The sequence below is a fragment of the Alicyclobacillus tolerans genome (assembly GCF_900142255.1).
GTDB classification, from domain to species: Bacteria; Bacillota; Bacilli; order Alicyclobacillales; family Alicyclobacillaceae; genus Alicyclobacillus_I; species Alicyclobacillus_I tolerans.
Window position 1 is genome coordinate 20,576 of sequence record NZ_FRAF01000022.1, and the last position, 15,281, is coordinate 35,856.

The following is a 15,281-nucleotide window of genomic DNA, read 5'->3' on the forward strand; positions in this document are numbered from 1 at the left end:
ATGAATTTCATTGAAATTGCAGGAACTATTTTTCTGCAACGCCCTGTTTGGCATCAGTTCGCTTGCTGAGGAGCGTAGTACAAATGCTTAAAAAATTTTCAAACCAGCGATTTCAGTATAGCGCACTTCTGGTTGTTGCAGTGATTGCGGTATCTTTCTCATCCATTTTTATAAAAATGTCAACCGCTCCTGCCAGTGTAATTGGATTTTATCGAATGCTTATAGCTTCACTTCTCATCATACCCTTCGCTTGGCGCGAAAGAACGCTATGGTCCAAATTATCTTGGGTCGATCTCGTTTCTATCGGATGTGCCGGTGTGTTTCTTGGCTTCCATTTTGTCTTTTGGATTCTTTCTTTAAAATATACTTCCGTTTCTTCATCCACGCTTATTGTAGCATTACAGCCCGTCCTCGTAGCATGTGGAGCCTTTTTTCTCTTCGGTGAACGATTAAATCGTTGGCAACAATGCGCTTGTTTCATTGCGCTATGCGGAACGTCACTTGTGGGTTACAATGATTTACAATTGAGCCAAAACGCCTTTTTGGGAGATATTTATGCATTTCTTGGCACAATATTTGCTGCTCTTTACATGCTCGCTGGCCAAAAGGCGCGAACAAATGTCAGCGTCTGGACCTATAATGTCAGCGTATTTTCTATAGCCACCCTGTTACTAGCCTTAGATACTTTGATTCACCGTTCTCCCTGGTTCAACTATTCATTCAATAATTGGATACTCTTTTTGTTACTCGCCCTTGTCTCCACTCTGCTCGGTCACGCTCTCTTTAATTTGGTTTTAAAGAAACTTCCGGCTTCAGCTGTTTCTATGACCATTTTGGGTGAACCCCTTGGGGCTATACTACTTGCTTGGCTGCTGTTAAATCAATGGATTCACTGGCAAGAAGCAATGGGCGGCATATTGTTGCTTACTGGAGTCTATCTATTCTTGCGGAAAACATCCTTATTGAAGGATACTCTCCCTTCAACCAACTCAGGAGACGGTGGATTGGATAACATTGCTAATCACCATATGGAGACAGACGGATAAATCTATATCATACGGCTCGACATCTCGACCTGATTCACGCAAAATTCGTACCACCGGCCGCAATAGATTTTGTGGATTGTTTCTTACCACCACTCCCTCAAAAATACCGTTTAAAACAACAGGTACACCAGGTGGATAGACATTGACATGTTTAACAAAAAGTCGAATAAATTCAGGATCAAAATCTACTCCAGAGCCCGCATAAAGCATCTCCACCGCTTCATGCGGCAAAAACGCCTTGCGATAAACACGATTTGAAGTCAGCGCGTCATAGACATCCGCCACTGCCATAATTCTTCCAAACTCGTGTATCTCCATTCCTTTCAAGCGGCGCGGATATCCTTTTCCGTTCATGCGTTCATGATGTTGAAGCGCACAATGAGCAGAAAGAGAGTGAATGGATGGCTGCTGAATCAGTAGATCATAGCCAATTTGACAATGTTGCTCTACCAGCGTGCGCTCTTCATCCGTCAATCTGCCGGGCTTGTCCAGAATACTTTTATCGATGGCTAATTTCCCAATGTCATGCAACATAGCACCCACGCCCAGTTCTTTGACTCGCGATTCACTGTATCCATTCCCTACTGCGATGGCTCCGGCATAGAGTGACACGTTCATGCAATGACTGTATAAAAAATTATCACTCGTATAAAGAGACGTCAGATGCGTCAAAACCACCTGATTTTTCAGAACGTGATCGAATAATAGTCCAAATAATTCTTGAAAAGTATCACCTAATCGAATATCACGTGTATAAGTTGGGTCTTCAAAAGATTTTTGAATTTTCTTGAAAGTACGCTCGATTTTGATTAAAACTTCAGCTTGCAATTCTTGAGACAAAGCGTCTGACACTTCAATATCTTCGGTTCTTGGATCTTCTATGAATACATAAGTATGCCCATAGTTCTCCAGCTTTCTGATGTAGGATGAAGTTAATTCGACATGCTTTTGAAGTAATATTTGACCGCTTTTACCGAATACAGGTTGAGCGAGCAATTCTCCGGGTACAAGTGATGAGACAGCTTTCATGCGCATGGCCGATATTCACCTCGATAGGCGCGATTAGGTGTTGAGATGTTGAAGAGCTAGGACAAACAACAATGCCCAACCTAAGAGAAAAAAGATGCCACCAACAGGTGTTACAGCTCCCCAACGTTTAACTCTTGTCCATGTTAAAAGATAAAGACTTCCTGAAAATAAAATGATACCCACCAAAAAACACACTTCTACCCAAAGTGTAAGAAGTTGTGGTTGCCAAAAGTGCAAAGAAGCAACTCCAATTATGGCAAGCGCATGATACATTTGATAAGTGACCCCAGTTTGAAATACCTGCAATTCGGACACATCACGCTTTTGCCTCAAACCATGCGCCGCAAATGCTCCCAATGCCACCGCCAAGAAAGCCATAATTGCACCTACAGCTAAAAAAAACAGTGGGAACACCTCTTTTCAATGATTCATGATGTCATTAGACTCTCTTACAAGCATCTGATCGATGGTTTTCTATGCAAAGATGAAAACTCCTGCCAAGCTGGGATTCAAGAATGAAAAGACTGCTTTACAATATCATTCTTCTCCTGAATATGGTAGGATGCCCTCAAAGATATAAAAGAGATGGGGTAAGCGATTTGATTGTTCACCTGATTCTGCCTACTGTGAGCTTTCTGGCAGGCATATATTTGCTTTTTACCATGGTTCGTCCCATCCCGCGCCATCCCCAGCCGCTTCCTGCTGTCATTGGCGCAAATGTAGCACCTATGCTGCGCAAAAAGTATCCGATGCGTATCTCTGTCATTATTCCAGCACGCAACGAAGAAGAAAATCTTCGAACCAACTTGCCGTTGTGGATGAGTGCTCATGAACTCGATCCAAATTTAATTGCAGAAATTATTGTGGTGGATGATTCATCTACAGATCGAACTGCTTTTATTGCAATGGCTGCTGGGGCAAAAGTTCATTCCTTGCGCCACTCACCGCGAGCCTGGTACGGTAAAACTTGGGCGCTTATTTCTGGCGCAACACGAGCTAAAGGAGATTGGTTGCTGTTTGCTGATGCTGATGTATATATTGAGCCGGGCCATTTGCTTCAATGGCTGCGCAATCTTCCACCTACGGCAGCTTATTATACCGTACAACCCTCCCATAAACATCAGGAGAGTTTTGAGCAATTGACCCTTCTTGCCAACGCTTCAACCGTCTTAATGATGAGTAAAGGAGCGTTGCCTCCTCGCCAAAGCGGTGGGTTTGGACCGTTTTCTTTAACGCCCAAAGAAGTTTACTTTCATGTGGGCAGTCATCTGCTCGTACGTTCAGAAATTTTGGAACAGTATCGATTTGCCCAAAAAATGAGCTTTTATGTCCCAGTTATCAATTTACTTGGAGGAAACACGATTTTTCAAAATATCCATAAAAACCTAAACGAATTATGGACAAGCTGGGTTAAAACCCTGGCTGCTTCTGCCTTAGCGGAAGGTAATCGATGGCGATCGTTTCTAATTGTCCTGTGGATTATGGGTCTACTCAGTTTTTGGCCCATTTGGTTAAATTCACAGCAACCCACAAAATCCCATTTTATTGCTTTTAGTATTGCCTACTTTGCAGAAGCGGCTCTTCTGCTTGCCCTATTACGCCGATCCGGTTCTTTTTCCGTAATCAGCGCTTCACTCTTTCCAATTTCATCATTACTGTTAGTCATCATGTTTCTACATTCAGTTTGGAAGATAATGATTGTCAAACAGGTGGAATGGAAAGGCAAAGTATGGAATATAAAGCGGCAAGAAAATATCAAAACATAAATCATACATTGACGTAATGTTATCTCCATACACGGCCTTCACCCAAGTAGGATGAAGGCCGTGTCATTGTCAATTCTTCAAAAGCCATACAGTCAATCGAGTTTGTCTAAAAACAACCGATTTATGCGTAAAGAGGTTTAGGAATAGGGGCGATACGGTTGACCCATCATAGACATGCCCATTTGTACCGCTTGACCAACACGATGACCAGCTTGTTCAGAGGTCATGTTGCCGATACCATGCTGTAAATCCTGCTGAATATGCTGTTGAACAACTTGGGGAGAGGTGCCATATTCAGATAGCATGGAATGACCGTGATTCATTTGAGGATAAGGGTGTTGAGGAGAATAATGACCTTGCGTGTAGAGGTTGGAACTCATGATAGGTCCCTGTTGACTCGACATTTGGCCTTGATAACCTACTGGAGCGGCTTGCATAACCTGATGCAGTGCAGGTTGAGAGTAACCTTGCTGATAGCCGCCAGCCATCATCATGGAACCATGTGACCCAGATTGTGCCATGGGCATTCTCTGTTGACCTAGGTCCTGTTGCATATGTTGTTGTACAACATGTGCAGGAGTACCATACTCAGAGAATGTGGAATGTCCATAATGTGCTCCACCTTGTTGGCCCATTCCATATCCCATGGAAGTTGGCATCGGCTGATGCCCTAAATCCTGTTGCATATGCTGTTGTACAACATGTGCAGGAGTACCATACTCAGAGAATGTGGAATGTCCATAATGTGCTCCACCTTGTTGGCCCATTCCATATCCCATGGAAGTTGGCATCGGCTGATGGTAACTTTGTGTTTGTTGACCATAATAGCCTAAATCTTGTTGAATATGGCGCTGCACAGTTTGAGACGGAGTAGCAAACTGACTGAGTGTTTGCCCCTGCATACCATATCCACCTTGTTGATACGATTGGTTCATAAAATCCTCTCCTTTGCGGGAATATGCGAACCAAACAAAGTATGTGTTGGCGCGCACATTCCTATGCAGAGGATTTTTTTATGCTATATTACATCTTTGGAGCTTCCTGTAAATCAATGGACCAATCATGAAAAGCGCTACCTTCAAGAAATTTTTCCGCATCCATAGCCGCTTTACAACCACTTCCGGCTGCAGTAATCGCTTGCCTGTAGTGAGGATCCATAACGTCTCCACAGGCAAAAACACCTTCCACACTGGTGAGACTGGTATTTCCCCGCGTCACGATATAGCCAATGTCATTGACTTCTAACTGATTTTGCAGAAAATCCGTATTCGGTTGATGCCCTATAGCTACAAATACTCCATCCGCTTCAATAAGACGCTCTTGACCAGATTCGTTATCCTGAACTTTGAGACCCTTCATTTTACCGTTCTCGCTCACAACTTCAATAGGAGTAACATTTAACACCCAGGCGATTTTTGGATTGTTTCTTGCTCTCTCCTGCATAATTTTTGAAGCTCGCAATTCATTGCGCCGATGGACAATCGTGACTTTTGAGGCGTGCCTTGTCAGATAAGTAGCCTCTTCCATTGCCGAATCGCCGCCACCTACCACAATAATTTCTTTATTGGCAAAAAAGCGGCCATCACAGGTAGCGCACGTGGAAACACCTCGACCAATCATATCTTGCTCGCCAGGAATATTCAGCATTTTAGCAGAAGCACCCGTAGCGAGGATAAGAGCATCCGCTGTGTGTGAACTGCCATCATCTACTTTGACAGTAAATGGACGCTTTGATAAATCCACTTCTACTGCTTTACCAAACTGAAAAGTCGCCCCCATGCGTTCTGCCTGTTTGCGCATATTTTCCATTAACACCGGGCCGTCAATACCATCAGCAAATCCTGGGAAATTTTCAACTTCCGTCGTCAACGTCAATTGACCACCGGGCTCATGACCTTCCAAAACAAACGGATGTAAATTTGCCCGTGCGGTATAAATAGCCGCTGTATACCCGGCTGGTCCAGTCCCCAAAATCATCACTTCGTGGTGAGTTGTCATAGTAACCATCCTTTCACATCCATTGACTACTTACAAATTGTAACGCAAGACTTACACTATCGCTAGAATTTCTTTATTTTTGACATTCGATCACGATAAACATTAGTTAGTGTACTTCCCTATTTAAATTTCTTTTATTAATTGCCTTTTCTTTTTCTATTTCCATATGATATGTTATCAGATGAAAGTGTTTTCTTTCATTATCCCTATTTATTTATCAAATATCACAATCAAAGGAGGTATTATCATGTCATTTCCATCCTCACCCTTCTGGCCCATCGCCATTGGTTTCCTTGGACTTTCCATTAACTACTTTGTCCAAGGTGGCTCTACTCTCTTCAATGGCCCAAACTGGAGCAAAGATAAGGAAAAGCATGAGAAAACGTTAGGTTTATGGGGTATCTTTCTTGGTGGTTTTGCCCAATTATTAACAGGCATTTACCTTATGGTGGGCATGTCTTGGTTTCCCGTATACGCCAATGCTGCTCCGCTGTATATGGCAGCCCTCGCATTTACTATTTATGGTATCCATTGGCTTGTTCTCGGTTTACGCCGTTATAAGGGAACAGACTCTGGCCCTGAAGCGTGGATGGCTATTCCTTTACTGTTCTTAAGCGTACTTGGTATAATTTCCTTCGGCGGTAATGGTGATATTCCTGCTGCTATATTGTTTGTGGGTCTGACATTAATCTATATCAGTGAAGTGTTTGCACGTTTTATGAACAGCGGATTTTGGAATAAATCAGTTGGTTTGTTTCAATTTCTCACTGGCATTTGGTTACTTTATCTGACCTACGGCGTGACCTTGAATTTTGCTAACCATGCACACTGGTGGGTCTAAGATTCTTGTGTCTGTTGCACTAAGGTTGCTTTTACATTCAATGTCAAATCATAGGCAAGCATTACCTTAACAAATATCAAGAAAGAAGTAACCTCCAATTTCGCTCATCACCGTGAAATTGGAGGTTTTTTATTTATCTACATAGCTTGCCCTTATACCATAGCCAACAATCCGGGTAATACTTCGCCAATTTTGGCATGCAGAACGATTTCTGCCTCAGCATCCAGAGGTGTAGACTCCTCATTGAGAATATAAAGTGGACACGACGCCTGTCTGGAGAAAGGCAGACTGGCAACCGGTTCGACAAGTAAAGAAGAGCCTAGGACGAGCAATAAATCAGCCTGCTCTATCAAAAGTGCGGCTTTCGTATAGTCAGGAACCGGATCGCCAAAAAGTACAACATCGGGCCGCAATGGATAGCCACATTCACCCTTCAAGGTTAGCGAGGTGCAATAAGGAGTCTCATCTCTTGGCAAATCAGCCATATGGTAAGCAGTATGACAAAGCGGGCAATGAGCAGTGCGCAAATGGCCGTGCAGCTCTATCACATGACGATTGCCTGCTAGTTGATGAAGTCCATCCACATTCTGCGTCAACAGAACAAGACCGTGCCTGCCCCCTTCCTCAAGTGAAGCTAACGCATAATGTCCCATATGTGGTTTAGCCTGCAGAAAGTAAGGAGAGAGAAAAGTTTCTCGAAAAACAGCCCAAAAATCATCTGGATTCTGCTTCCAATAAGAAATTGACATTTTCTCCATACGATGGTTTGCCGACCACAATCCAGAGGCAGAGCGAAAATCAGGAATACCCGATTCCGTACTCATACCAGCGCCTGTTAAAACCACAAGGCGTCTAGCGCGCGCTATTCCATTGGCCATCCTCTCTGCCGTCTGCCAATCCATGGACTGTTTCCGCCTTTCATTTTCAATGAGCACGGTTATTCAAGTACCGGACCTTCCGATTCACTTGGACGGCCTAGCTCAGCATGAACTTTTCCAACCCAACCTATTTGCCCCTCATAATTTCCGATGGTGACCTGTAATCCACTGACTTCGGGTACATCTTCTACAAGTTGAGATAACCGGGAAAAAAAGTCGGTTAAATCACTAACCCAACCGTCATAGTAAGCCAATGCTGATTTACCGCGCTGTCGAGTGTGAGCATCAGCAAACCACCCAGCAACCAAACGGGCTAGTGCATCTGCATCGAGATCTGTTAAAGGCAAAAGGCGAACAGCGTAAACCCCTTGAAATGCGCCAATCCCTTCCGGGTACGTGCGTAAAAGATTTCCAAAAAGAGGATCGGATTCAACACGAATGCTGCAACGAACTCTGCATTCTTCTGGAAGCTGCTCTAAAGTAAAGCCAGCCATTTCAACCAGTTCTCGAAGTTCTCTTTCTTGCAAAGTGCGATGTACATTCGAACCCAGTTGTTGACGAACATGGTTGCGTACCGTCTCACCGTCAAAATCGGCTAAATCAACAATTCGTCCAACAGGAGATCGGCGATAATTTTGATATTCTACTACCCGCGCCAACGCTCGCACAGCGCTTTCTGGGAAAGGATAAATGGGAACGCGATAGGCGGTATCAACAGGAATGTAACGTACCAGATAGTCCCCTCGAAAAAGAAAATTGGCAACTACAGGTTTGGTAAATTTCTCACCTTGACCTAGTTTTTTAGCGCGCACTTCACGCAGTGCATCAGCAATCGCTTCTGCTACCTCATCCTCTTCCGATGGTCCCACGGGTGTATAGAGAACAAGCACTGCATCTACTGAGTTGTCTTCAAGAACTACAGGCAGGACTTCGCGATAACTGTCTGCCAACGCCTCAAAGCCCAGATTAATGACCGGGTGCATCAATCGCAGGCGCTCGCGAGTCAGCATATCCGCAGTCAACACTGCACCTCCGGAAGTATTGGTCACAATAGCGACTCTATCTCCGGATGCCCAAACTGGTGTGGAAAGAAGTGCAGTGATATCAAACATTTCCTGCAGCGAATCTGCGCGAATAATTCCCGCTTGACGAAATAATGCTGAGATTGTTTCATCATCGTGTACCAATGCTGGACCAATACGATGGGAAGCAAAGAGGCTGGCTGGACTGCGTCCGCTTTTTACAGCCAAGACAGGCTTATTGCGTGTCAAACGACGTGTAATGCGCGAAAATTTCTTAGGATTGCCAAACGTCTCTAAATAGAGCAAAATGATATCCGTTTCACTGTCCGTCTCCCAATACTGCAGTAAATCATTACCCGATACATCCGCTCGATTGCCAAGGGATGCAAACGAAGAGACGCCAACTCCAACTTTACTGGCATAATCTAAAATGGCTATGCCCAACGCTCCGGAATGACTGGCTATAGCCACCCGTCCCGATTTGGGCATCTCTGGTGCAAATGAAGCATTTAAGCGCACTTGTTCAGACGTATTCAAAACTCCTAGCATATTGGGTCCCATCAAACGACAGCCTGCTGAACGCAACTTATCCAAAAGGGCTTGTTCCAACTCTGCTCCAGCGGCATTCACATCAGAAAATCCCGAGGATAGAATCATGACGGCTTTCACACCTGCTGACAAGCAATCATCCACAACATCCTCTACACCTGCGGCTGGCACAGCAATGACAGCGAGATCAACAGAGTCTGGAATATCTTTGACACTTGGATAAGCACGTACACCTGCAATCGCTTTGGCTGTTGGGTGAACAGGATAGAGCACACCTGTAAATTCGGCAGTCAGTAGATTGCGAAGTATTTGATGACTCATGGATTTAGGATTGCGCGACGCACCTATTAACGCTACGGTTTTCGGTTGAAAAAAAGGATGAAGAGAAGCTGCTGTGGCCAGTTTCTCACGTACTGCTTGCAAATTACGGCTTTGTTCGTGACGCCCAAGTCTCCAAATCAAATGGACGCTGTTCCCATCTGATTCAGATACCATTTCAAAGCCACTGGCGCGAAAAACTTGCAACATTCTATAATTGTCCCGCAGGATATGAGCTTCCAGATTGCGAAAACCAGAAAGCCAGGCGGCCTCTGCCAAGTGAGCCAGCAATAAACTGCCTATGCCTCGCCCTTGAAAACCATCTTTGACAAGAAAAGCTACTTCCGCCATTTCATCATGAGTTGCTTTGTAATTGCCTAACGCAACAACCTCATCTTCATGGAGACAAATCAGCGCCAGAGCCTGTTTCCCATCCCCCATCATGCTGATGATGGTTTTGTCGTCCACTTCCTTAATCATGTGGAAAAAACGAAAATAAAGACTTTCAGGAGATGTCTTCGCGAATAGCTCTCGAATGCGTGCAACTTCTTCTTTCGTATTGCGGGCCCGCCGCAACTCAGCCACTCTTCCGTCGCGCAGTATGACGCGAGCCAATGAGAACCCCCCCTGTATTCACGCTAAGAAATTTTTTCAAAAACCTTAAATAACCCATTCACCGTTCTGAAACAACGGAACAATCTGATTGTCTTGAGTCACCCCATCAATATTCAATTGGTCAGAACCAATCATAAAATCGACGTGGTTTAAACTATCATTGACACCCATGTCAATGAGTTCTTGTTCTGATTTACCTTTACCATTCGTAAGGCAAGTTGGATACGCCTTGCCAATAGCCAAATGACAAGATGCATTCTCATCAAACAACGTGTTGTAGAACAATTGTTGTAATTGGTAAATAGGCGAGGATATGGGCACAAGCGCAACTTCCCCCAAATAGTGTGATCCGTCATCCAACTCTATGATTTCTTTTAATGTCTCTTCACCACGACTTGCGTGATATTCCACAATTCGGCCACCTTCAAAACGCAATTGAATATTTTCTATAATGACTCCATTATGGGAGAGAGGCATTGTACTTACCACTGTACCTTCCACACCATATTTATAAGGTAGCGTATAAACCTCTTCCGTAGGAAGATTAGCAGTAAAAGTTGTGCCTTGAGCATTGACACTGTCAGCCGCCTGCCAACGGTGAGTTTCCGGCAATGTAATCCACAAATCCGTTCCAGGAGCCGTATAGTGAAGTTTGGCAAAATGTTTTTCATTTAAAAACGCCGCACGTTGTTTGAGCCCATTCAGATGAGTTTGCCAGGCTAGAATTGGATCTTCCGCATTCATGCGCATCACTGTAAAGATGGTGTCCCAGAGTTTTTCAATGGCTTCATCCGTTGGCAATTCGGAATACATTTTTTTAGCCCAATCAGCCGTCGGCATAGATGCAACAAGCCAAGTAATTTCATCTTCCATAAATTTCTGATTGATATGACGAAGTTTTTCTCCGATTGCCCGCTGACGAAGAGACAGGCGTTGGGGAGGCACATCTTTAAAAACATCTGGGTTATCTGCTGCAATATGTAACGAAGCAGAGTTTTCTTCCATTACTTCATCCGCACGAGCAATGAACCAACGAGGAACATGCTGTAAATTTTCTTCACTCTCCATTTGTAGCTGAACCCGTTCTGTCAACGCATCATGCCAGTGTATAGAGACTCTTGAAGCTCCAGCAACATAAGCACGCTCCGTCAAAATTCGAACAAAGGGAGCCGTTTCAATCGGCGCGTTAATCACCAATGGCTGCCCCGATTGAATGTTTAAACCTACTCTCAACAGCACGTCCGCATATTTTTTCAATTGTTCTTGACTTGGCATGTAAATCTCTCCTTTATGTTTAAGAAGACTTTCAATCGATGTAGCCCTCTTCTAAAAGCATTCTGTTCATTCGCTCAGAAGAGACAGGCGGTGAAAAGTAAAATCCTTGCAACACATCACATCCGAGCGTTTGTAAAATTTCAAGCTGTTCTTCCGTTTCCACACCTTCTGCCACCACATTCAGGTGCAAATTGTGTGCCATCTGCACCAATGTGCTGACAATGGCCTGCTCACGCCAATCATCTTTCATGCGATGGATAAAAGATTGATCAATTTTAATACTAGATGGCATAAATTCTCGTAAGTAGCCAAACGACGAGTAACCCGTACCAAAATCGTCAATCGAAATATCCACACCAAGTTTAAGAAGATGCTTGAGTATAGAAACGAGATCGCGCTGATTTTGCATTAACACACTCTCTGTAATTTCTATGTCAAGAAGACTGGGTGGCATGTCTACCGCTGACAGCGTTTGTTGCACTTGTTCAAGCATATTGGCATGCAAAAATTGTTTGATGGATACGTTGACAGATACCTTTACATCCTGCAAACCTCTCGCACGCCACTCCATCATTTGTCGGCATGCCTCCCGCATGGCGAATTCCCCTAAATTCACAATAAAACCTGTTTGTTCTGCCAAAGTGATAAATCGACTGGGCGGAATACTTTTCCCATCCCCTCGAACCCATCGCAAAAGCGCTTCCATAGCCACAATGCGCCTTGTACGCATGTCAATTTTAGGCTGATAGTAGAGAACAAATTCTTGTTGTTCAAGCGCTTTACGCATCTCTGCATCCAGTTGAATGTTATCCAACCAACTGCTGTGCGTCAGCGACTGATAGCGACGCAGACAATTGCCCCCCGCCTCTTTAGCAGCGTAAAGAGCAACATCCGCATGTTTGAGCAGTCCTTCGCTCTCCTCACCATCCCGCGGATACGCTGCCAGTCCCATGGAAAGAGTTAGATATACCGCTTTTCCCTGAACAGTCAATGGAGTTTCAAATTGTTTTAAAATACGGTTTGCTGCGGAAAAGGCTTGGGATTCGCTTTCAAACAATATACCAAATTCATCACCGCCCATGCGCGCAACCACACCATTCGAAGCCACTATACGAGAAAGTCGATCGGCTACTTCACGAATCACCGAATCCCCAAAACTGTACCCGAAGGAGTCATTCACATACTTAAAACGGTCAATATTGAGCATAAGTACAGCAAATTCCATATTCTTCACAGTTGAACGCATGGTTTCTTCCACAATCGATAAAAATCGATTGCGATTGGGAAGCTGAGTCAAGGGGCAGACATAAGCGACCCGAGCCAGATAATCATACTGCTGTCGACGCTCTGTCACATCACGAATCAAGGTGACAATAGCAGGATGGTTGTTTTCATAAAACAGTTTGCAAGTAGTCTCTCCAATAAATTCTGTACCGTCAGAACGAAGTAAAACCAGTTCATGTTTTACAAAGGAATGCGTATTTCCACTACTCACCAATTGTTGCATCTCACTTGCAAGAAAATCTCTTGCGTCGGGACTACAGTAAGAAAAAACAGATTGCGTCCGCGCTTTTTCATTGACTACTCCAAACAACTGACAAGCTGCTGGATTTAAATAATCCAATTGACCCTCATGATGGATGACAATGGGGTCAGGAATTAACTCCAGAACGGTGTAAAATTTCTTTCGCTCATTTCCTAGTTCCTGTTCCTTTAATATGTATTCTGTCATATCATAGGAAAGCCCATCCATTCGAATCAGGTTGCCGCCTTCGTCAAAAACCGGCACACCATGGGTAGCCATAAATCGAACTGAACCATTCTTGTGAAAGACACGATGAATAATTTTGCTCTTGTTTCCCTGACGTACACTGTCCACAAGTTGTTCACGTAACCAATCATCTTCAGGATGAAAAATACTACGCCACAAATCTTTAGACAAAACCAGTTCCTCAGATGTGTAACCAACAAGCCGCTCTACTCCAGATGAACAGAAAAGAATCTCATCTTTGATTAAATTGACTGACCACATTACCATTTCCAGACTTTCCAGCATGGCCGACAACCGAGAACGAATACTCCTCAATTCACGCGAAATTTGATTTTCTTGACTGACATCACGAAAAATACCAAGCACTCCGATGACTTGTCCCAAACTCCAATGTGGAATCACCGACACAGCCATATCGATGATATGCCCATCCGCATGGCGAATGGATAGCTGAAATGATTTCTTCTTGCCCTGCATAACCGTGAGTATCTCTTTTTTGATATCTTCACGGCTTCCCGTCCATTGCAAAAATTCACTCAAATCATGACCTACTACCCAATCTTTTTGATAGCCAAAGAGCGCCAATCCAGCGGGATTGATGTCCAAAATACAGCCTTCTTCATTGAGACAACACAGACCATCCGGATGATGGACAAAAAATTGTTCAAAGAGATTCTCTTCAGACTGATGACTGTAATTAGGAACCATTAACATTTGTTTTTTGTAAAATAGATTTGCGTCCGACATGGCGCATTGACCCCCACTACCCAACTTTTCCCCTGTATACACTCTTCAAGAAATTTCGACGATTTTTTATAACTTTCCTGCAGTTTTTGATTTAAAATATAAAATAAACAAAACAAAAATGGGATCTATTGTAAAATAGACTCCCATTTCTGACATCTTTGAATGATATTCAAATTATGCTGATGTCACCAGAGTGTTTCAGGCAAACGATCTGCATCATACAACCAAAAGACTTCTTTTTTCATCATTTGATCCATGCGCTTTTTCCAGGCTTCATCTGGTTCCGTATTTTCACTCCAGCGCTTCATCATGGCTTCTGATTGTGAACGATGCGCACGAATGGCCGCCACTTTGGTTTCCAACACATCGGCTATCTCAATCTCAACATCCGGTTTTCCTAAAGTTTGCATACGATTGTGCGTAATGGCATGAGCATAGATGAGAGGACGTTCATCTTTAGGAAGCATTTTGACAGCAAGAATCGCCGCATATCCAAGCGCATCGTGATCGGGATGAACACCGTATTTGGGATAATGCGTAATCAGCAACTGCGGTTTGAAACGAATCATCTCTTGACGGATACGGTTAGCCAATTCATGAGCATCTTCAAATTCAACCGTTTTATCGCGAAGACCCATTTTTTGGATTTCTTGAATTCCTAACACTGCACAAGCTTCTTCTAATTCTCTAGCACGCACATCGGGCAGTGTTTCACGAGTTGCAAAAAATGGTTTCCCCATATTGCGTCCCATTTCACCCAAAGTGCCACACATGTAAAGTATTTGCGCACCTTCTTTGGCAAACTTTGCAATTGTACCACCACATCCAAACGTTTCATCATCAGGATGAGGCAACACAACCATTACGCGTTCCATTTTACCAACTCCTCTCTTTTCTGGACGGTCTCAGAACAGTTTCACTTTTGGCCTATCTCAGACACGAAAGGGTGTTTTGCTGATCTCCAGAGAAACAGCCAACCTGCCCTCATTGTCGTAACCTGCAAAGAGCAATTTCCCGTCAGGCGTTTCTTCCCAATCCGTCAGTCCTTCTGCATATATCCAGCCACCGTCCATTTTCATACCCGCACGATAGGGGCCAAGACCAGTAATGGAGGCACGCGAAAATTTCACTTTTACATTGCGAATATAAGCACACACGGCCATGCCGCCGCTGGGATTGTTCCCGGCGTAAGCTCCGTTGGTAGTTTCCAGATGCAAATAGACTTCTTGGCCGACGAACGACTGCAACTTTTCATCAGCGAGCACCCGTTGGATTGGTCCCATCCCGTCTCCTCCTTATGCCTTTCCATGAACTCTATCTAACTATAAGTATGTTACCTAAGAAATTCAACCTGTTCGCTGGACATCATATTCTACAAAATATACAACTGCCAAGGAATGCACCCGTGGCAGTTGATATAGAAATC

13 protein-coding genes are annotated in these 15,281 nt (G+C 43.9%); 3 read left to right on the forward strand and 10 right to left on the reverse strand.

The annotated features are described in order from the left end of the window. Positions 1-83 precede the first annotated feature (83 nt). A complete protein-coding gene (locus tag BUA75_RS11885) occupies positions 84-1,046 on the forward strand; it encodes a DMT family transporter (RefSeq protein ID WP_072874825.1) in 963 nt (320 codons plus the stop codon). Here the strand turns inward: BUA75_RS11885 and BUA75_RS11890 are convergent. Beyond that, entirely contained in the window at positions 990-2,081 is a 1,092-nt protein-coding gene (locus BUA75_RS11890; protein WP_072874826.1) for an HD-GYP domain-containing protein, read from the reverse strand. The two genes, BUA75_RS11885 and BUA75_RS11890, sit on opposite strands and share 57 nt — an antisense overlap. Before the next feature lie 27 nt (positions 2,082-2,108). Continuing rightward, positions 2,109-2,489, reverse strand: coding sequence for a DUF423 domain-containing protein (locus tag BUA75_RS11895; RefSeq protein WP_242650320.1), 381 nt, complete (start codon positions 2,487-2,489; stop codon positions 2,109-2,111). A gap of 212 nt (positions 2,490-2,701) precedes the next feature. Between BUA75_RS11895 and BUA75_RS11900 the strand changes: the two genes are divergently transcribed. Next, positions 2,702-3,841, forward strand: coding sequence for a glycosyltransferase family 2 protein (locus BUA75_RS11900; RefSeq protein WP_207549758.1), 1,140 nt, complete (start codon positions 2,702-2,704; stop codon positions 3,839-3,841). Positions 3,842-3,978: 137 nt separating this feature from the next. Here the strand turns inward: BUA75_RS11900 and BUA75_RS11905 are convergent, their stop codons facing one another. Both BUA75_RS11905 and trxB read right to left on the reverse strand, forming a co-directional pair. Further along, on the reverse strand, positions 3,979-4,776 hold the full coding sequence (locus BUA75_RS11905) for a polyadenylate binding domain-containing protein (RefSeq protein WP_072874828.1): 798 nt from the start codon (positions 4,774-4,776) through the stop codon (positions 3,979-3,981). A gap of 88 nt (positions 4,777-4,864) precedes the next feature. Continuing rightward, positions 4,865-5,839: a thioredoxin-disulfide reductase gene (gene trxB, locus BUA75_RS11910; RefSeq protein WP_072874829.1), complete on the reverse strand. Its 975-nt coding sequence runs from the start codon at positions 5,837-5,839 to the stop codon at positions 4,865-4,867. A gap of 247 nt (positions 5,840-6,086) precedes the next feature. Between trxB and BUA75_RS11915 the strand changes: the two genes are divergently transcribed. Continuing rightward, positions 6,087-6,680, forward strand: coding sequence for a hypothetical protein (locus BUA75_RS11915; protein WP_072874830.1), 594 nt, complete (start codon positions 6,087-6,089; stop codon positions 6,678-6,680). A gap of 152 nt (positions 6,681-6,832) precedes the next feature. Here the strand turns inward: BUA75_RS11915 and BUA75_RS11920 are convergent, their stop codons facing one another. The 6 genes from BUA75_RS11920 to BUA75_RS11945 all read right to left on the reverse strand — a co-directional run bounded on the left by BUA75_RS11920 (position 6,833) and on the right by BUA75_RS11945 (position 15,138). Further along, complete coding sequence (locus BUA75_RS11920; protein ID WP_072874831.1) at positions 6,833-7,582, reverse strand: NAD-dependent protein deacylase; 750 nt, start codon at positions 7,580-7,582, stop codon at positions 6,833-6,835. Positions 7,583-7,617: 35 nt separating this feature from the next. Further along, entirely contained in the window at positions 7,618-10,062 is a 2,445-nt protein-coding gene (locus BUA75_RS11925; RefSeq protein ID WP_129583635.1) for a GNAT family N-acetyltransferase, read from the reverse strand. 45 nt (positions 10,063-10,107) lie between these two features. After that, entirely contained in the window at positions 10,108-11,337 is a 1,230-nt protein-coding gene (locus tag BUA75_RS11930) for an aminopeptidase (RefSeq protein WP_072874833.1), read from the reverse strand. A gap of 31 nt (positions 11,338-11,368) precedes the next feature. Next, positions 11,369-13,855 (reverse strand): GGDEF domain-containing phosphodiesterase, encoded by a 2,487-nt coding sequence (locus BUA75_RS11935; RefSeq protein WP_072874834.1) that lies wholly within the window; start codon positions 13,853-13,855, stop codon positions 11,369-11,371. Positions 13,856-14,040: 185 nt separating this feature from the next. Then, positions 14,041-14,730 (reverse strand): bacillithiol biosynthesis deacetylase BshB2, encoded by a 690-nt coding sequence (bshB2, locus tag BUA75_RS11940; protein ID WP_072874835.1) that lies wholly within the window; start codon positions 14,728-14,730, stop codon positions 14,041-14,043. 57 nt (positions 14,731-14,787) lie between these two features. Further along, complete coding sequence (locus tag BUA75_RS11945; RefSeq protein ID WP_072874836.1) at positions 14,788-15,138, reverse strand: YojF family protein; 351 nt, start codon at positions 15,136-15,138, stop codon at positions 14,788-14,790. Positions 15,139-15,281 lie beyond the last annotated feature (143 nt).